At 38.2% G+C, this 2,000-nt stretch carries 3 protein-coding genes; all 3 read left to right on the top strand.

Features of this window, described 5'->3' with window-relative positions:
* Nucleotides 1–995 (top strand): hypothetical protein (locus tag ACH2DQ_RS09735; RefSeq protein ID WP_395026578.1); only part of this gene is annotated, 995 nt, incomplete at its 5' end.
* A 12-nt stretch (nt 996–1,007) separates the two neighbouring features.
* On the top strand, nt 1,008–1,262 hold the full coding sequence (locus ACH2DQ_RS09730) for a phosphopantetheine-binding protein (protein ID WP_395026576.1): 255 nt from the start codon (nt 1,008–1,010) through the stop codon (nt 1,260–1,262).
* Between the two features lie 32 nt (nt 1,263–1,294).
* A partial coding sequence (locus tag ACH2DQ_RS09725) for an SDR family NAD(P)-dependent oxidoreductase (RefSeq protein WP_395026574.1) occupies nt 1,295–2,000 on the top strand: 706 nt, incomplete at its 3' end.

Here is a 2,000-nt window from a genome sequence, read left to right as displayed (position 1 = left end):
TAGGACATCTGTATCATCCTGAAAAGGCAACTGAGGTTTTGTTTTGGGAACCCCAGTCTATTGATGTTGATCAACATGGAAATCTCTATATAGTGGATCAGAATAACCATATTATTCTCAAATATGATGGAGAAGAGGTCGTCAGGGTTGCTGGAAATGGAAAGTATGGTTATACAGGTGACAATGGTATGGCTGCTTTTTCTACCTTAAATAAACCCACTGGACTTGCAGTCTGCGATAACATATTGTTTATTACTGATACTGGGAATGACGTTGTACGCAAGGTGGATACAGAGTCGGGAATAATAAGTACTGTTGCCGGAGTAGGGGCGCCTGGCTATGCTGGCGATAACGGACCTGCGAATGTCTCTAAACTGGACAAGCCAGGCGGTGCAGCAACAGATAATAAAGGCAATCTATATATAAATGATATAGCAAATAATGTGATAAGAAAAATTGATAAACAAAATATAATTACAACATTTGCCGGTAGTGGGCAATATGGTTATGGCGGTGATGGAGAAGATGCATCAAATGCCAGCTTCGGGGAAATATATGGAATTGGCATAGACAAAAGCAGGTACCGGTTTCTTTACCTCGCTGATTATTTTAACCATTGCATACGGGCAGTGGACCTGACTGCAAGAAAGATCAGTACAGTTGCCGGTCAGGGAGTTTCCGGTTATAAAGGAGATGGTCAGCATCCATTAACCGCATTACTAAACAGACCTGTGGCAGTCTGTTCGGATATTCATGGAAATATTTTTATTGCAGAATCTGGTAACCATTGTATACGTGTTATCCCGGCAGGCAAAAGTAAAATCTTTACTCTGGTTGGGGATGGAACGTATGGGATAGGCAGGACTGAAGATATAAAAGACTACAAGCTGGCTAACCCGAATGGAATTGCAGCAGATGACAGCTTTCACCTGTATATACTGGATGGAGCTAATAATAGAATCAGTATGATTGACTATAGTGATATGAACAAATAATGGAGGTATTTTATGGAAAAATATTCAGAAACTCAAGAAATTATTAAAAACATAGTAGCCAGCAGGATAAAAGATGAGGAAAAAAAGCGAAATCTGGAATATGAAACACCGCTTTTGGAATTAGGTATAGATTCTATTCTTGCATTATCTATACTGGTAGAGATCGAAGAAGAATTTAATATTGAAATAAATGATGAAGATTTAAATATGGATGCAATTAAGAATATAGCGAAGTTTGCAGAATTGGTAGAATCCTATCGTAAGTGATACATAGGAAGTTAAATCAGGGGAGGTGAATTATGGATACAATTGATCTTAGTGGACAGGTTGCTGTTGTGACTGGAGCGGGAAGAGGATTGGGAAGAGAATATGCGAAGGTTCTTGCAACGAATAGAGCTTTGCTGATCATAAATGATAATGCCTATAATGAAGATGGAACTTCACTGGCTTCTGAGACAGCAAGGGAGATAGAGGATATGGGAGGATGTGCAATTGTTAATACGGACGATATTTCAACCAGAGATGGCTGCAGAAATTTAATTGAAACAGTAGAAAATAACTTTGGTTTTGTGGATATTTTCATACATAATGCGGGCTTTATTCTAGAAAAAGATTTTCTGGATCATGATGATTTTGACTGGAATAAAATGTTAGATATCCATTTAAATGCATCATATTATCTGCTAAAAGGCATTATCCCGTTGATGATGAAGAAAAAATATGGACGAATTGTAATGGTTACCTCTACTGACGGTATGTTTGGTTTAGAAAAGCAAGCGGGTTATGCAGCTGCCAAGATGGGAGTTTTTGGCTTGGTACAGGTTATTAAGCAAGAGTTTCAAGACATGGATATTAAATGCAATTTAATCTCTCCACTGGCAGCAACACAGCAGACAAAAAATGCATTGCAGGGAATATTAGTAGAAAAACTCAGCCTGGAAAAAGCAGCACCCATTATAGGATATCTATGTTCGCCACAATGCAGACATAATGGGAAAGTATTTA

The organism is Robinsoniella sp. (assembly GCF_034124845.1).
This window is presented reverse-complemented; position numbering and strand designations above follow the sequence as displayed.

Bases quoted from the DNA above. Each gene is read 5' to 3' on its own strand.
- ACH2DQ_RS09730 (WP_395026576.1), top strand. From the start codon at position 1,008: ATGGAAAAATATTCAGAAACTCAAGAAATTATTAAAAACATAGTAGCC.